1 protein-coding gene is annotated in these 1,514 nt (G+C 61.8%); it reads right to left on the bottom strand.

The window, feature by feature from the left end:
- Positions 1–73: 73 nt before the first annotated feature.
- Positions 74–1,510: a group II intron reverse transcriptase/maturase gene (gene ltrA, locus M3I54_RS44195; protein WP_254346697.1), complete on the bottom strand. Its 1,437-nt coding sequence runs from the start codon at positions 1,508–1,510 to the stop codon at positions 74–76.
- Positions 1,511–1,514 lie beyond the last annotated feature (4 nt).

Genomic DNA, 1,514 nt, shown 5'->3' with positions numbered 1-1,514 from the left:
ATTGCGGTAGGGATGCCCATTACTGAGCACCCCCCGCACAGATCCCGGCGTGCCCAATTCGGGCACCGGGCTCCTACCTCGGGTGTTTGACGGCAAATCGCCGGTCGGGCCACGGGTGAAGGATTCGAGGTTGCGGGAGCCAGGCATCTGCGATCCGCTCGACTCGCTGCCACGTCATGTGATCCTTTTGACTGCGGCGCCGGAGCGCCCGCCGCCACAGATCAACGACGTGGTATCGAAACGCGCAGAGTGCTCGCGAGTTCGTAGGTACTGCGTGGTACGCAAAGTACCCCCGAACCACCTGCCTGAGCCATTTCCCTTGTGTAGGAATCGGTTCGTGCATGCGCTTCCGTAGCGCCTCCTTGATCTGCCTGAGTCTCGCCCGCATCCGATCCCCTCGGGTCTTCCGCTGTAACTGGAAAGCCCCGCGACGAGACCGGCCGCAGATAAAGATGAAACCCAGGAAGGTGAAGGTCTCCGGTCGGCCCAAGCCTCGACTCTGGCGGTTGACCGCTGCATAGCGGCCGAACTCCAGCAGCCTCGTCTTGTCCGGATGTAGCTCAAGCGAGAACTCTTCCAGCCTCGATCGCATCGCGTCCCAGAAGCGCCGCGCGTCGGCTTCGTGCTCGAAGCCGACCACGATATCATCCGCGTACCGCAGGATGATTACGTTGCCTTTGGCTTCCCGCCGTCGCCACCGGTTGGCCCAGAGGTCAAAGACGTAGTGAAGGTACACGTTCGCGAACAGCGGTGATGCCACTGATCCCTGGGGTGTCCCTGTCTCACTGACGCTCAACTCTCCGTCCTCCAGAACACCCGCCTTGAGCCACTTACGCACAAGGCGGATGATGCGCTGGTCGCCGATCCGGTGCTCCATGAAACGGACTAGCCATTCCTGGCTAACCGAGTCGAAAAAGCTCCGGATATCCGCGTCCAGAATCCAGTTCACCGGGGTGCTGGTGATGGCCGTCGCCAACGCATCAAGCGCATCATGTTGACTACGCCCGGGCCGGAACCCGTACGAGAAACCGAGAAAGTCTTCCTCGTATATCGCGTTCAGCACTTCCACCACCGCACGCTGGACTATCTTGTCTTCCAGCGCGGCAATCCCCAACGGTCGCTGTTTCCCATCCGGCTTGGGTATGTACTGTCGCCGAACAGGCAGTGCCCGATACGCTCCGCTGTGTACCTGCGCGAACAGGCGCTGGAGATTCGCTTCCAGTCCTGCCTCGTAGTACCGCCACGTCAGGCCATCCACTCCAGGAGCCGCATTGCGTTTGAGCGCAAGGAATGCCATCCGAAGCCGGTCGACTGTGACGTGGTGTAGAAGCGCGGTGAACCGTTCCTTCTTCCGCTGCCTTGCAGCTTGCCGTACACGTTCCAGCCCCTGTGGCACGCTTGCCCGGTTCTGCGCCCGGTGCGTGTGCGGCTGACCCGTGTTCCCCTTGGTCCCCGCCCTTGGCTCCACCCACTCCGCAGCTGGTTCCCCAGCCTTGTTCGCAGGCTTCATCGCT

This window comes from Paraburkholderia sp. CNPSo 3274 (assembly GCF_024206475.1).
Classification (GTDB): Bacteria; Pseudomonadota; Gammaproteobacteria; order Burkholderiales; family Burkholderiaceae; genus Paraburkholderia.
This window is presented reverse-complemented; position numbering and strand designations above follow the sequence as displayed.